The sequence below is a fragment of the Vibrio sp. RM-69-4 genome, assembly GCF_024743775.1.
In the GTDB taxonomy this organism is placed as follows: domain Bacteria; phylum Pseudomonadota; class Gammaproteobacteria; order Enterobacterales; family Vibrionaceae; genus Vibrio; species Vibrio anguillarum.
Map to the genome: position 1 here is coordinate 287281 of NZ_JAMQXI010000036.1, position 14707 is coordinate 301987.

At 44.4% G+C, this 14707-nt stretch carries 11 protein-coding genes; 6 read left to right on the forward strand and 5 right to left on the reverse strand.

Going from position 1 to position 14707, the window contains the following annotated elements:
- Positions 1-51: 51 nt before the first annotated feature.
- Complete coding sequence (gene vabS / locus NB504_RS05580) at positions 52-1365, forward strand: vanchrobactin export MFS transporter VabS (protein ID WP_258428437.1); 1314 nt, start codon at positions 52-54, stop codon at positions 1363-1365.
- 247 nt (positions 1366-1612) lie between these two features.
- Positions 1613-2536, forward strand: coding sequence for an isochorismatase family protein (locus NB504_RS05585; protein ID WP_094124597.1), 924 nt, complete (start codon positions 1613-1615; stop codon positions 2534-2536).
- A gap of 112 nt (positions 2537-2648) precedes the next feature.
- On the opposite strand, the gene vabE is transcribed toward NB504_RS05585, so the two are convergent.
- The gene (gene vabE, locus NB504_RS05590; RefSeq protein WP_258428438.1) at positions 2649-4280 is read right to left on the reverse strand and encodes a 2,3-dihydroxybenzoate-AMP ligase VabE; all 1632 of its coding nucleotides are present in this window, start codon (positions 4278-4280) and stop codon (positions 2649-2651) included.
- Between the two features lie 3 nt (positions 4281-4283).
- Positions 4284-5471, reverse strand: a complete 1188-nt coding sequence (locus NB504_RS05595; RefSeq protein ID WP_258428439.1) for an isochorismate synthase — start codon at positions 5469-5471, stop codon at positions 4284-4286.
- 176 nt (positions 5472-5647) lie between these two features.
- Between NB504_RS05595 and NB504_RS05600 the strand changes: the two genes are divergently transcribed.
- On the forward strand, positions 5648-6424 hold the full coding sequence (locus tag NB504_RS05600) for a 2,3-dihydro-2,3-dihydroxybenzoate dehydrogenase (RefSeq protein ID WP_258428440.1): 777 nt from the start codon (positions 5648-5650) through the stop codon (positions 6422-6424).
- A 59-nt stretch (positions 6425-6483) separates the two neighbouring features.
- Here the strand turns inward: NB504_RS05600 and NB504_RS05605 are convergent, their stop codons facing one another.
- The 3 genes from NB504_RS05605 to NB504_RS05615 form a co-directional block, all read right to left on the reverse strand.
- Complete coding sequence (locus NB504_RS05605) at positions 6484-7557, reverse strand: 3-deoxy-7-phosphoheptulonate synthase (protein ID WP_258428441.1); 1074 nt, start codon at positions 7555-7557, stop codon at positions 6484-6486.
- Between the two features lie 247 nt (positions 7558-7804).
- Positions 7805-8854, reverse strand: coding sequence for an ATP-binding protein (locus NB504_RS05610; RefSeq protein ID WP_258428442.1), 1050 nt, complete (start codon positions 8852-8854; stop codon positions 7805-7807).
- Positions 8851-9627, reverse strand: a complete 777-nt coding sequence (locus NB504_RS05615) for a response regulator (protein WP_017045624.1) — start codon at positions 9625-9627, stop codon at positions 8851-8853. Before NB504_RS05615 ends, NB504_RS05610 begins: the two co-directional genes overlap by 4 nt.
- A 102-nt stretch (positions 9628-9729) precedes the next feature.
- On the opposite strand from NB504_RS05615, the gene NB504_RS05620 reads away from it, so the two are divergent.
- The 3 genes from NB504_RS05620 to NB504_RS05630 are packed head-to-tail and all read left to right on the forward strand — an operon-like array spanning position 9730 to position 14563.
- Positions 9730-10908 (forward strand): efflux RND transporter periplasmic adaptor subunit, encoded by a 1179-nt coding sequence (locus tag NB504_RS05620; protein WP_234828680.1) that lies wholly within the window; start codon positions 9730-9732, stop codon positions 10906-10908.
- 21 nt (positions 10909-10929) lie between these two features.
- The gene (locus tag NB504_RS05625; RefSeq protein WP_258428443.1) at positions 10930-14031 is read left to right on the forward strand and encodes an efflux RND transporter permease subunit; all 3102 of its coding nucleotides are present in this window, start codon (positions 10930-10932) and stop codon (positions 14029-14031) included.
- Positions 14021-14563, forward strand: coding sequence for a GNAT family N-acetyltransferase (locus tag NB504_RS05630; protein WP_094165728.1), 543 nt, complete (start codon positions 14021-14023; stop codon positions 14561-14563). Before NB504_RS05625 ends, NB504_RS05630 begins: the two co-directional genes overlap by 11 nt.
- The last annotated feature ends 144 nt before the right edge of the window (positions 14564-14707 follow it).

The window sequence follows — 14707 nt, forward strand, 5'->3', positions numbered from 1 at the left end:
ATCTTCGCGATGTTTTGAAAGCATTACATTCTGGTTTGAATAGATAATAGTATGAATATAAAGAATATATTTTTAGATTTTAGCCTACTAAAAGACAACCCACATTTCCGAATGGTCTTTATGGCCCGCATGATGTCAGTGCTTGCTCTTGGCATGATGACGGTCGCGGTGCCGATTCAGATACATCAAATGACCGGTTCGACCTTGCAGGTAGGTCTTATCATGGCATTGGATGGTATCGGGATGTTTGTTGGCCTGTTGCTTGGAGGCGTACTGGCCGATAAGTACGATCGCCGTCGATTGATTTTGTTTGCGCGCGCGACCTGTGGCATTGGGTTTGCGGCATTAGCATTCAATAGTATAGTCGCGCAATCCTCCTTAGCGGCTCTCTATATACTCTCGGTGTGGGATGGTTTTTTTGGCGCTATGGGTATGACGGCCTTGATGGCTGCTTTACCGACCATCGTTGGCCGACAAAAATTACCTGAAGCTGCCGCATTGAGCATGCTAACGGTTCGATTGGGTATGGTTCTTTCGCCAGCGATTGGCGGCTTACTGATCACTGTCGGTGATGTCAGTTGGAACTATATTGCGGCTTCTGTTGGAACGCTTTGTACGCTGATCCCACTGTTTAGATTACCTTCGATGAAACCGCAACATCATTCGCCAGAGAATCCATTTCAATCACTGTATGAAGGTGTTCAATTTCTATTTTCAAACAAAGTGGTTGGTTGTGTAGTGCTGTTTGGCACACTCGAAACATTAGCAACCGCGATTAGAGTGATGTTCCCTGCGTTAGCTTTAGTCTCATTTCAGGGTACCGCCGCTAACGCAGGTGTGATGTATTCGGCCATTCCGTTGGGGGCGATGTGTGGCGCACTGACTTCAGGTTGGGTGAAACAGTCGCAAAAGCCAGGAATGGTCTTAATCTACGCGACGTTAGGCTCATTTTTAGCGATTGTGGCTATGGGGCTTGTGAATAATTTTTGGTGGTTTGCTCTCATCTTAGTTGGCTATGGTTATTTGGGTTCGGTCGCTTCTTTGATTCAATATTCGATCGTACAAGGACACACTCCAGATCATCTGTTAGGCCGCGTAAGTAGCTTATGGACGGCGCAAGATGTATCGGGAGACTCGATTGGAGCACTCGGTTTAGGGGCGTTGGGTAAAGTGCTAGCACCAACGATGTCGATCCTCACTTTTGGTTTGGGTGCAACGGGAATTGGTGCGTTGATGGTGATGGCATTTCGCTCATTACGCCAAGCGACTCTGTTTGATCCAGCGCTTATCGTTAGCACAAGCTCAGAACCTAACGTCTCCTCAGATGAGGTCACTTCCCAACCTGCGGCGCAAACGATGAATTAGCTATTCGTTTTGTGGTGGGCTCTTGTTGTGTTGCCGTGAGTCGAGAGCGACATGTTGCACATATAATTGAGAATTAATCTCATTAACAATTGATTTTTATGCGTAGACTGCTTTAGTATTAATGAAATGATAATTGTTACCATTTAGGTGGCGGTTGTCGACGAATACGAGCCTCTTATTTCTGAAGTCGTTATTGGCTTTAAGGCATCACGAACGAGAAAAGCTTCTTTTAACAAGGATTATATTTATGGCGATTCCCAAAATAGCCAGCTACTCCATTCCGTTGGCTGAAACATTTCCGAAAAACAAAGTTCACTGGCATGTCCAAGCCGATAGAGCAGTACTGCTCATTCACGATATGCAAAAGTACTTTATAAACTTTTTTGATCATTCTCAGGCACCCGTTCCTGAGTTATTAGCGAATATTTCAGAGCTGAAATCACTGGCTCGTCAGGCCAATATCCCCGTGGTGTACACAGCTCAACCCCCTAACCAAGACCCAGTAGAGAGAGCGCTACTGACTGATTTTTGGGGAACAGGGCTGACAAAAGATACTGAGATTGTGTCTGAGCTTTCACCTGAAGACGGGGATATCCAATACACCAAATGGCGTTATAGCGCGTTTAAGAAAACGCCGTTGCTGGAGTGGATGAAAGAGACACAGCGTGACCAGTTGATCATTGTGGGTGTCTATGCACATATAGGTATCTTATCTACGGCGTTAGATGCCTTTATGTTGGATATACAGCCTTTTGTGGTCGGTGATGCTGTGGCTGATTTCTCTTTGGAAGATCATCATCATACGTTGAAATACATCACGGAGCGTGTTGGTTGCGTGACTTCGCTTGAGGCATTAAAACCACAAATGATCCACAGTCAAGAAACCAGATTATTGAGCCTTGAACAGATGCGTCAGCAAGTGGCTGAGCTATTGGATCTCGATTTAGATGAAGTGGATGTAGATGAGAAGCTCACTTTTCTTGGCTTAGATTCTATCCGCGCGGTTACCTTATTTGAATCATGGCGCAAGATGGGCATAGAGTGCGCCTTTTCAGAGATGATTAAATATTCAACTTTAAGAGAGTGGTGGCATGTGATGGAGCCTAGTGTTGTTGCTCAGTCGTCACATCAAGTAACGGACACGCGTTCTACTGAAGAGCAACCAGTTTGAGTATACTGGACCACTAGAATAGGGAAAGAGAACGCATCGCCCAGCAAAAGCCGATATCGACGATATCGGCTTTTTCATCTTCACGTTATTTTGAGCGCCTGTGTTGCCATGATTAGTGAGAGTATTGCGTTCTTAACCATTTTTTGTTGACTTTGCCCACAGGGGTTTTGGGTAATTCATCGACGAAATGGATGTGATCAGGGATCTTAAATTCTGCTAATCCTTGAGCGTGTAAAAATCGTTTGAGAGTAATGGGTTTGAGCGTTTTACCGTTATCTGGAACGACAATGGCGCAACTGCGTTCACCAAGAAACTCATCAGCAATAGCAACCAAAGCCACATCATGAACATCCTGATGTTGAAGTAGCAGGTTTTCAACCTCTTCGGCTGCGATTTTTTCACCACCACGATTGATCTGATCTTTCTCTCGTCCCGTGACGATAATATTGCCTTCAGCCGTCCTACGCACTCTGTCACCTGTGATATAGAAGCCTTGGTCGGTGAATGAGCGTTGGTTATGTTCTGGAGCTCGGTAATAGCCTCGAATCGTATAAGGGCCTCTAGTCATGAGTAAGCCTTCCTCACCCACCGCAGCGGGCTCACCCTCATCGTTGATTATCATCACTTCATCATCAGTTGAAATTGGGCGTCCTTGAGTAGTAACAATCACGCTGAGTGGGTCATCAAGTCGTGTGTAATTAACCAACCCTTCAGCCATTCCAAACACTTGCTGTAATTGACAGTGAAGAGTCGTCGGTAAGCGCATTGCTGCGGCCTCACTAAACTTCGCTCCGCCGACTTGTACCAGAGTGAGGCTCTCGATGTTTTCTGTAGCGGACTCGGCGTATTTCATCCACAGTAGCGCTAACGGCGGCACTAGTGCTGCGACAGTAATGTGGTGCTTCTCAATTAAACGGAAAGCGGTGTGCGGTGTGGTATCGGAAGCGAGCACGACACAACCGCCAGCGTAAAAGACGCCCAATGCGCCGGGCGAGCTGAGTGGAAAGTTATGCGCAACGGGAAGAACACACAAATACCTCGTTTGTGGATCAAACTGACAAATTTGAATACTACCAAGTACGCTATAAGCGTAGTCATTGTGCGTACGAGGGATCAATTTGGGAGTGCCAGTTGTTCCGCCGGAAAGCTGGAAAAAAGCCACTTGATCAGCAAAGACCGAATCAGTAACAGGATCTTCTTCCACGCAGTGGTAAAGCGTATCTAATTCCTGAATTTGCTCGTGTGAGGATTGACCGCAAACAATGGTATGCAAGAGAGAAGGGCAACTACTTCGTAGTTTCTGCGCGGTTTGCTGCGCGTCAAAGCCCACGATATCGTCTGAAAAAATATAGGCTTTGGCGTGAGTATGTTGGCAAAAATAGCTCAGCTCTAGATAGCGGTGTGCTGGCAGAGCTAGAACCGGTTTAATGCCTCGCATGGTCAAGGCAAAAAAGCAGAGATAGAATTCAGCACGATTGGCCATTTGTAGTACGACATTATCACCCCGCTGCAAACCTAGGGAGCTCAAGCCAGCCGCAAGGCTGATCATTTTCTGATATAAATTTTGATAGCTGTACTGGCCGAAATCATCAATCAGTGCGATGGCGTCAGGGCTTTTTTTGACGGAATCACTGAAGTAATCAAATAAGGTTCTTTGTTGCCAGTAGCCTTGCTCACGATAGCGCTGGCTGAATTGCTCAGGCCAAGGGGTAAAATCGGTCGGGTTAAGATTATTCATGACCACTCCTTAGGCGGTAAGTAATTCATCAATTTCAATACCAGCGGCTTTCAAAATGGTGCTCATTTTTGCCCCTGTTTCATCGAGTTCACTCTGCGGTGAGGATTCATTCACAATGCCAGCTCCAGCGAACACACTCATCTCATTTTGGCTCACTTCAGCGCAGCGTATCGTGACAACCCACTCGCCATTCCCCCGAGCATCGCACCAACCGATCATGCCAGTGAAGTAGCCGCGGTCGAAGGTTTCGATCTGCTTAATCGCTTGATAAGCCGATAATCTTGGATAACCACACACCGCGGGTGTGGGGTGTAACTCTGCTGCAATGCGTAGCGAGTTAATCATCGGATCATCGGCTTGTCCTTCAAGCACTGTTGATAAATGCAGCATCGTTTCGGTTTCAATCACTGATGGGACCATAGGGGTAAATAAGTTATGGCAGTAGCGGCTGAGTACTTTCTCGACTTCCTCGACGACGAAGGCATGTTCATTCAGATCTTTTTGCGTATCAAGTAATGAAGCGGAGCGCTGTTGGTTTTGCACCGCGTTGTTTGATTTAGGCCGCGAGCCCGCTAGGGGGTTAGAAACGATAAACCCACCTTTCTTCGCCAACAACAACTCGGGACTGGCTCCCATTAACTTGGCGTTAGGGCCAATTTCAGTAGAAAAAGTGTAGCCATTGCGATTGATAGACAACAGATTACGCAATAAACGAGTTTGATCGATGTGTTGCGGAGTCGAGAGTTTCACTAAACGTGATAGCACCACTTTTGATAGTTCGGTGGTATTAAACAGCTCAAGTAAGGTTGTGACTCCTTGTTTGTAGTCGTCGCCCGTTGGTGGTGAAACAATGGTCGCTTTGTGGCTCTGCTGCCCTTCTTTTTCACTAGCCCGTGGGCTGCCAGAAACATAGAGCTTTTCTGGAATAAAGAAACGCGTCGCCGTCTCTTCATTAAAAGGAATCGTCGCAAATAAAATAGGATTGTCGTACTCATCTGTTTTTGCTGCTTCTAGCATCTTGGTTGCTTGATCCGCCAGCTCACAGAATGGCACCGCCTGATTGAACTGATGAGAAATTCCCACGCCAAGCATGGTGTTGTGAGGCGAAGCAAAAAAGAAGGGAGATTCTTTTAAGTGCTCATCCAATAGCTGATTAGCCATTTTTGAAAACCCAATAACTTCACGTTTCATCACCAAAACTCCATTAATAACGTGTTACGCCTAATTGCTTATTATTTTACAAACCACTAAAGTACGTAGATTATATATGATAATAATTATCAATAACAAATGATAATTAATGTTATTAACTAAGGCTGAGATTCAGTTATGGCTATGGTTTAGTGTGGATTTAACGGAGTAAAGTTAGGAAAATGATGAAATTAGACGAAACGGTTTTATTGACTGGAGCCGGACAGGGGATTGGTTATGCGGTATTGGAATCTTTACTGGCGAGCGGTTATCGAGTTGTAGCGACGGATAGAAATCACCCCCAATTAACTCAGCAATTAGCGAGTTTGAACGAGCGCTATACCGAGCAGCTTCATTGCTATGAGCTTGATTTACAGCATCATGACGACGTAAAAAAAAGGGTACAAGAACTGAATGAGCGCTATCAGTTTGATCATTTCATCAGCTGCGCGGGCATATTGCACCTTGGTTCAATAACCGAATTATCGATGTCAGAGATCAAAGCGATGTTTGATGTCAATACGTTTGGCACCTTAGCCGCTTTGAAAGGGGTTGCGATAGGAATGAAAGTGCGCCAGCGTGGCAATGTTATTGTGATTGGCTCTAATTCAGCGAATACGCCTCGGCTCAATATTGGAGCATATGCGGCATCTAAATCGGCTTTGCATATGTTGGTCAAGTGCGCAGCTCTTGAGCTTGCAAACGATGGAATTCGATGCAATATCGTTAGCCCAGGCTCAACACGCACCGAAATGCAAACGCAGTTATGGAACAGCGAATATGGTGAAAGAGAAGTGATAAAAGGTAATCTTGAACAGTACCGTTTGGGGATACCCCTTGGCAAAATGGCGGAGCCCGAAGACATTGCTGGGGTTGTTATGTTTTTGATGTCGAATGCAGCAAGTCAAATCACCATGCATGATTTGAGAGTGGATGGCGGCGCTACGCTCGATAATTAGGTGAAGGCCACTGACGATAGGCAAGGTGAAGCAAACGGGAGCTTCACCTTAGTGGTCGTTTACACTGGAGCGTGACAATATTGCTGCTGTTGAAGTGTTGCGACCGCATCATCGAGCGTATTTAAAAAGCACATTGTATCCTCCCAACTTAAGCACTCATCAGTGATCGATTGACCGTAGCAGAGCGGGCCTTTATCCAAAGCTTGGCTACCGCCTTGCAAAAAGCTTTCGCACATTACCCCCGCAATGTGGCGCTCTCCAGACAGCAGTTGCTGGGCAATGTTATTTATTACATCCAATTGATTCTTAGCGATTTTTCCGCTATTGCCGTGGCTGCAGTCAATTACTAGCCTACCGCTGAGCTGGCTATGGTGTAATTGATAAGCCGCACTTTTAACACTGTGACTTGCATAGTTTGGCGTGACACCACCACGTAAAATGATATGGCAATATGGATTACCTTGAGTTTGCACCGCAACCGGTTGTCCATTCTCACCCGCCATAATCAACAGATGTGAATCGTTAGCGGCATGAATCGCATCGATTGCAATTGTCGTATTGCCGTCAGTACCATTTTTAAAGCCAATAGGGCAGTGCAATGCCGACGCGAGTTGGCGATGCGGTTGTGATTCAGTGGTTCTTGCGCCAACCGCACCCCAACAAATAAGGTCCGCGATATACGGAGCGATATGCGTATCTAAAAACTCAGTCGCTGTTGGTACACCTAGCGCTAAGACTGACTTGAGTAATTCACGGCTAGAGCTTAGCCCTTTGAGTAAGTTAAATTGACCGTTGAGATCAGGGTCAACCATGTATCCTTTCCAGCCAGTCCGCGTTCTCGGTTTTTCAAAATAAGTTCTCATCACCAACTTGAGAGTGCTGCTGAACTGTTTTTGTGCCTTTGCGAGTCGTTGTGCATAGTCAATTGCAGCCTCAGGGTCGTGGATTGAACATGGCCCAATAATCACCAACATCCTTGAGTCACGACCCGCCAAGATATTTTGAATGTCTTGGCGGTGTTGGTGAACGGCCATTGATCGTTGATTATCGGTTTCTGATGATTGGTCTAGAAGGTAGAGATTGGGTAAAGGGGTGATTGATGAAACGTTCATCACATTATGTAGAGATTTCATGGGCACTATCCGCATAAACATTATGACGTAATGATAATTATTATCATTAATTATTTCCGATAGTGTGAAACATTTGTACAATTGTCAATATGTAAATATGGTTCTGATCACCCTGTATATAGGCTTTCGACGTTATTGATTCATGTGTGGCGAACCGGTCTCTCCATTTTGTTATTGAATCACTTTGATGTGAAAAATTAATGAATACTTAGGCTTATGGTGGATTTCATAGTTCTCGTGGTTTTGATTAAGTTGGCCAACAGAGTTCAATAATCGTTCCGCCTTTATTGCCTATACGACAACTAACGCTTCCTTCATGTGCTGTGGCAATAGCAGCAACAACGGCCAATCCTAATCCGCTGCCGCTTTTTGGGGTGTCCTTAGCGCTGCGAAATGCTGTAAAAATATGCGGAATTAAATCAGGTGAAACTCCCGGGCCAGAATCTTCCACACTTAAATGGCAAAAGCCATCTTTAAGCTGAGTAGAGATAGTTATTGCACCCGGAAGAGCATATTTACTCGCATTTTCCAGTATAGCCAACAAAGCTTGTCTTATTCTCGTTGGGTCACAAAAGACAGATTGTGTGGTTACATTAAGTTCTACATGTTGATTTGCTTCATTCAGCATATTTACCGACAAATCAGTAAGTAATTTTATTTCTGTCGCTAAGTTGGTTTCTTTTCTATTTATTCTTAATTCATCACTATTCATTAAGCTAATAACACGCAGATCTTCTATTAATCGAGATAACCCTTCAATTTGTACTAATAGTTTAGTGAACTGGTTTTTATCTGGAGTAAAGACACCTTCTGCTAACCCTTGTAATCGGCCCCGTAAAATTGTCACCGGGGTTCTGAGTTCATGGGCGATCGCTGCATTCCAAAAGGCGTGCTCTTCTGTCATTCGTTGAAGTTTATCCGCTAAGAGGTTGAAATCGTCTACTAATAAAGCGGCTTCACCTAATGAACGGTCTGCAACGTTAGCGCGGAAATGTAAGTCGCCTTCAGCGATTTTTCGCATTCCTTGCGCAACAGCACTTAGCGGTTCCAAAATGCGTTGGGATAACTTAGTAGCAAGTTTGACGGCTAGCAGAATGACAATAACGCAGGTTAGTGCGAGCCAAACCCATTCTGGCCAAGAAGGAGTGAGAGCATCTTCACTCGGTATATAATTGGGCCAATATTTATCCCAAAGATAGTAAAAAATAAACGAGCCCATTGTGGCAAGTAATGCTGAACCGATTGCGATTTTTATCATTGAGAATGCAATCTGACGGCTCAAACCACTTAATTTCATTGGTCGCCCTTAAAACGGTAACCGACACCACGAACACCAGCCGGAACGCCTTGAATACCGTAGGCTTCAAGTTTTTTGCGGATTTTGCTGATGTGGCTGTCGATCGTTCGTTCCAGCGTGTCACCCTCAGGTAGGCACGTACTTAATAGTTCTGTTCGGCTAAACACTCGCTTGGGTGAACGAATGAAGTGAGTCAACAATTTAAACTCAGTTAAGGTTAGCAGTAGAGTATGACGTTCTCCATCCACATGAACAGCGATTTCGTGACTCTCTAAATCGACTTCAAACGGTTCGGCTCGCAGTATATTTTTGTTGTGAGGTTGATTAACTTCTAAGGTGCGTCTTAGAACGGCTTGGACTCTCGCGACGACTTCTGCCGGATTAAACGGCTTAACGACGTAATCATCAGCTCCGATTCTGAGTGCCATCAATTTATCTAAATCTTGGTCCATTGCGGTAAGCATGATGACAGGGGTGTTACTTTTCTGACGAAGTTCCGACAACACTTTCCATCCATCCATTTTAGGCATCTGGATATCAAGCAGTATAAGATCTGGCTTCATGGATGAATGAAGTTCTAGTGTTCTTTGACCATCTGCAGCGTGAATCGTACGCATATTGCTGCGCGTTAGATAAGCGGAGAGTATATCGACAATTTCAAATTCATCCTCAGCGATCAGAATTAACGCCTGACGATAAGACCCGGTTCCTGAATCTGGGCCTGAATCTGCAGCAAATTTCTGCCCCTCAACGTACAAATTGTTCATCTCCATCAAATCTCCACATTCACTCAGCGGGACCTCCACACACAGGTATTAGACTCAACAACTATCGACAGCGGATAGTCCGCTTTGATTTGTTCAGAGGATACCTCAGTGAAAAAGATAAATATATGTGTATCTAGTAGCTTACATATATTGGTACTTTTCTTTTTAGTTGGCTGTAATCAATCCAATAAAGATGAAAGTGAAGTCGGACTAAAAGAGTCTTTGCCTTTAGTTTCAACGATAACAATACAACCACAACATTTAGATGTTTATGAAGAGCTTCCCGGAAGAGTGTTGGCCGTGCGCGTTGCAGAGATTCGCCCACAAGTGGTTGGGATAGTACAACATCGTTTGTTCAAACAAGGTGCTGAAGTGAAAGCTGGCCAGTCGTTATTCCAGATTGATCCTGCGCCATTTGAAGCGGAAGTTGATACTGCCAAAGCAAACTTACAGAGAGCGCAGGTGACTTATCAACGTGCTCTGGAAAAAGAGTTACGATTAAAACCTTTGGTAAAAAAAGATTCTATCAGTCGTCAAGACTATGACGATGTGGTTTTGCTCCGAGATCAAGCTGTTGCTGATGTTGCGGTCGCTAAAGCGACTCTCACTCGTCGTATGCTTGATCTGAAGTTTGCAAATGTGACCGCACCGATATCTGGACTGATAGAGCAAACCTTGGTGACCGAGGGTGCATTAGTCAGCAGTACGGATGCAGTACCGATGGCGCGTATCCAACAGGTCGATCAAGTCTTTGTTGATATTCGTCGACCTGCGTCTTCATTAGAAGCTATTCGTGAAGATTTAGCAGCAAATGCAGATGGTGAACCTGGTGTTGATGGAACAAAAATTAAAATTTTACGCAGTAACGGCACCCCTTATCCAGTCAAAGGCCAAATCCTGTTTTCTGGTATCAATATTGACGTAAGCACTGGCGATGTTTTGCTGCGCGTGCTCGTAGATAACTCTCAACGCTGTTTATTACCGGGGATGTTCGTAAAAACCAAAGTACTTCATTCGAGTTATAACCACGCGTTAATGGTTCCGCAACAGGCGGTTATGCATCTTGCAGGTGCTCCTCATCTTTGGAGTATTGATCAGGAAGGATATGCACATTTAAAACCTGTAAAGCTCGGAGAATTGATCGATGGTCAGTACCGCGTGAAATCGGGCGTTCATGAAGGAGAAAATATCGTAGTCGAGGGCAAGGAAAGGCTTGAGAGCGGCGTTCTCGTAGACCAACGCAAATGGGAAGAACCTGAGGTTCTTTTAACATCTGCGACAAACTGATTAAGGTTAGAGTGGTTTTTTATGTCTCAGTTTTTTATTCATCGCCCCGTATTTGCTTGGGTTATTGCTCTTTTCATTATTTTGTTTGGATGTATTTCGATTCCGAAGTTACCTATTTCTCGTTACCCGTCTGTGGCGCCTCCAACGGTCAGTATTATGGCGACGTATCCGGGAGCCAGTCCGAAGGAAATGAATGATGGTGTACTTAGTCTTATTGAGGGTGAGCTGTCGAACGTTAAGAACTTAATGTATTTCGAGTCGTCTGCTGACAACTCCGGTTCTGCGTCTATTACGGTTACATTTAAGCCGGGAACAGACTCTGATATGGCGCAAGTTGACGTTCAAAACCAACTGAAAGCGGTTGAATCTCGTTTACCGCAGGTGGTGCGTCAAAGCGGCTTGTCTGTAGAATCTGCTACATCCAACTTTTTGATGATTGTCGGGTTGAAATCTGATGATAACCGCTTTGATGAAATCGCATTGAACGACTATTTGGCTCGTAACATCGTAGATGAATTGCGCCGTATTGAAGGTGTAGGGCGTGTTCAGTCATTTGGTGCTGAGAAGGCAATGAGGATCTGGGTTGACCCGAGTAAGCTCAATTCATTGGGTTTAACAATGAATGATGTTAGTCAGGCTATCACTTCGCAAAATACACAAATCGCACCCGGAAGTATCGGTGCTGCACCGACGGTTTTAGGGCAACGAGTAACGGTTCCATTGACCGTTCAAGGCCAGTTAACCAGTGTTAAAGAATTTTCTAATATCATTCTTCGCGCAAATAACAACGGCTCGAAAGTCGTCCTAAGTGACGTTGCGCGTGTTGAAATCGGTTCTCAATCCTATGGTTATTTGAATCGTGAAAATGGTAAAACAGCGACGGCTGCGGCTATTCAGCTTACCCCAGGAGCGAATGCTGTTAAAACTGCAGATGCGGTACAAAAGCGTTTGGCGGAGTTGAGTCAAAGTCTACCTTCTGGTATGACCTATTCAATTCCATTTAATACAGCACCTTTCGTTAAAGTTTCAATCAATAAGGTTATTCATACCTTAGTTGAAGCTATGGTGCTGGTGTTTTTTGTTATGTTTCTGTTTTTACAGAATATTCGTTACACCTTGATTCCAGCCATCGTAGCACCGATAGCCTTGTTGGGGACGTTCACCGTCATGTTGTTAACCGGTTTTTCGATCAACGTGTTAACGATGTTCGGTATGGTTCTGGCGATAGGTATTATCGTCGATGATGCGATTGTCGTTGTCGAAAACGTGGAGCGCTTGATGTCGGAAAAAGGCTTATCTCCGAAAGAAGCGACATCTAAGGCGATGAAAGAGATTACTGGCGCCATTATAGGCATCACACTTGTGTTAACGGCAGTTTTCATCCCGATGGCATTTGCCAGTGATTCGGTTGGCGCCATTTATAAGCAGTTTACCTTATCGATGGCAGTATCAATTCTGTTCTCAGCATTTTTGGCTCTAACACTAACACCGGCGCTTTGTGCCACGTTGCTAAAGCCGGTTAATGCTAATCACCATGAGCAAACAAGATTTGCGAAATGGTTTAATCGTGGCTTTAACCGAATGAACAATCGGTATGAATCTCAGGTCAACGTGTTAGTGAATCGCAAAGGACGAATGATGCTTGGCTTTGTGTTTCTGTGCGCGATTTTGGTTCTAGTGTATAGGCAGCTGCCGTCATCGTTTTTGCCAGAAGAAGACCAAGGATATTTTATTACCAATATTCAGCTTCCAGCAGATGCAACCACAGTGCGTACGTTGGATGTTGTGAAAAAATTTGAACAGCATGCGTTAAGCCGTCCAGCAATTGAGTCAACAATGACAGTGATTGGTTTTGGATTTTCCGGTTCAGGTACTAATACAGCGCAGAGTTTTACCACGTTGAAAGATTGGGAATCACGCAACGACACCTCAACACTGGACGAGTTAAAACTTGCTGAGGAGGCGATGGCGGACGTTAAAGAAGGCACGGTTATGCACATGCTGCCTCCTTCTATTGAAGAGCTAGGTACGAGCTCTGATATTACGTTTTTCTTGCAAGATCGCGGAAATCAGGGATACGAGGCATTAAAAGCCGTTGAGACGAAGATGTTAGAGTTGGCAAAAAATAGTAAATCACTTAGCGATGTCTATTCTGATGGGCTTCCTGCGGGTACAAGTATTCATTTAGATATTGATCGCCAGAAAGCTGAGGTGTTAGGTGTTTCATTCACGAGTATTAGTGAGACGCTATCAACTGCGATTGGATCACTATACATCAACGACTTTCCTAATGAAGGCAGAATGCAGCAAGTCATTATGCAAGCAGATGCTTCATCAAGGATGCAGATTGAGGATGTGCTCAAGCTCTATGTGCGAAATATTAATGGTGGAATGGTTCCGCTATCAGAAATTGTGACGCCTATTTGGTCTGAGTCAGCTCCGCAGTTTATTCGCTTCCAAGGTTATCCTGCGGTTCGAATTTCTGGTAGTGCAGCTGCGGGCGTTGCCAGCGGAGATGCGATGGCTGAAATAGAACAAATGGCTAAGCAACTTCCGTCAGGCTTTACCATTGCATGGACAGGGCAGGCATTACAAGAGCTTCACTCAGCGAAACAAGCACCGATGTTAATGGCACTGTCGATGCTAGTCGTTTTCTTAGTGCTTGCGGCACTTTATGAGAGTTGGGCTATTCCTTTATCGGTGATGTTGGTCGTGCCCTTGGGATTGTTAGGTGCGGTACTCGCTATTGTGGTTCGTGACATGCCAAACGACGTTTTCTTCAAAGTCGGCATGATCACCATAATTGGTCTTTCGGCGAAAAACGCAATTCTAATTGTAGAGTTTGCCAAACAGTTAAGAGAGCAAGGCAACGGATTGGTTCAGTCAGCCGTTCAAGCGGCGAAGTTGCGATTAAGACCTATCTTGATGACCTCTCTGGCATTTGGTCTTGGTGTTGTACCACTGATGCTGGCTTCAGGCGCTAGTGCAGAGACTCAACGAGCTATCGGAACCGGTGTGTTCGGTGGAATGGTTAGCGCTACATTACTTGCCATTTACTTTGTACCTGTTTTCTTCGTGTTCGTGATGAGTATTCAAGAGCGTTATTTTAAAAATGAAAAATGAAATTATAAAACTCACTAAAGTGAAAAGTGACGAGCTGCCTGAATTTAAAACTAAGTTACAGCAGACTTTTACCAATGCGTTAATCGAACAGTTTGGCCCATCTTACAGTGAGCCGATACCTTCCGATGAAGATATATTTGGCTCTTTTAACGCCAAGGGTGCCGTAATAAATCATATCGTACTCGGCGAGGAGAGAGTGGGTGGTGTGGTGCTGAATATTAATACGGATACCCAATATAACAGTCTCGACCTGTTTTTTATTTATCCCGAAAGTCATAATAAAGGTTTAGGGCAGAAATCATGGAGAGCCATTGAAGTGGCGTATCCAGAAACTAAGGTTTGGACAACCGTTACGCCTTATTTTGAAAAAAGGAACATCAACTTCTATATCAATAAGTGTGGCTTTCATATTGTTGAGTTTTATAATAAATTTCATCCGGAAAAAAATTATGAAGTTAATGGTATAGAGGATGGTATAGATTCAAATGAAGATGATTTTTTCAAATTTGAAAAAATCATGAACCTTCGTTAAAACCGGATAAATTATATCTCGGAAGGAGAAAATAGCCTCTTATATAACGTTGGTAACGTTCTTGGTGGTTATATTTTCTTACAACTCGGTCATACTAATATTGTTCACATCAAAGGTCTAGATAGTTAGCCGGGCTCAAGAGCA

Excerpts from the sequence above, each read along its gene's own strand:
- vabS (WP_258428437.1), top strand. The coding sequence starts at position 52 with ATGAATATAAAGAATATATTTTTAGATTTTAGCCTACTAAAAGACAAC.
- NB504_RS05585 (WP_094124597.1), top strand. The coding sequence starts at position 1,613 with ATGGCGATTCCCAAAATAGCCAGCTACTCCATTCCGTTGGCTGAAACA.
- NB504_RS05600 (WP_258428440.1), top strand. The coding sequence starts at position 5,648 with ATGATGAAATTAGACGAAACGGTTTTATTGACTGGAGCCGGACAGGGG.
- NB504_RS05605 (WP_258428441.1), bottom strand. The coding sequence starts at position 7,557 with ATGAAATCTCTACATAATGTGATGAACGTTTCATCAATCACCCCTTTA.
- NB504_RS05610 (WP_258428442.1), bottom strand. The coding sequence starts at position 8,854 with ATGAAATTAAGTGGTTTGAGCCGTCAGATTGCATTCTCAATGATAAAA.
- NB504_RS05615 (WP_017045624.1), bottom strand. The coding sequence starts at position 9,627 with ATGGAGATGAACAATTTGTACGTTGAGGGGCAGAAATTTGCTGCAGAT.
- NB504_RS05625 (WP_258428443.1), top strand. The coding sequence starts at position 10,930 with ATGTCTCAGTTTTTTATTCATCGCCCCGTATTTGCTTGGGTTATTGCT.
- NB504_RS05630 (WP_094165728.1), top strand. The coding sequence starts at position 14,021 with ATGAAAAATGAAATTATAAAACTCACTAAAGTGAAAAGTGACGAGCTG.